General features: G+C 66.8%; 1 pseudogene. It reads right to left on the reverse strand.

The annotated features are described in order from the left end of the window. Window positions 1-286 (reverse strand): annotated as a pseudogene (locus tag EN859_RS37405) (amidinotransferase); the annotation flags it as partial.

Genomic DNA, 286 nt, shown 5'->3' on the forward strand with positions numbered 1-286 from the left:
GGCAGGACGTTCAGGCTGAGGCCGTTGGAAGCGGCGAACTCTTGCGCATCGCCTTCGACCAGGCGGATGCCGCGCGCCTTCAGCATCTGGTAGAACGGGGCCGGCAGAAGCGGCGAATAGACCAGCGCGAGGTCGTCGGCCAGCGGGCTGATCACCGACATCAGATGCAGGCACGCCTCTTCGCCCTGCCACAGCGGCAGGTCGAAGCCGTAGACGGAAATACCGAGCGGCGTCAGCAGGTTGGCGACCTGCTGGATGCCTTGCTGGTTGGTGCGCACGCCGCGCC

Source organism: Mesorhizobium sp. M00.F.Ca.ET.216.01.1.1 (assembly GCF_004010325.2).
Classification (GTDB): Bacteria; Pseudomonadota; Alphaproteobacteria; order Rhizobiales; family Rhizobiaceae; genus Mesorhizobium.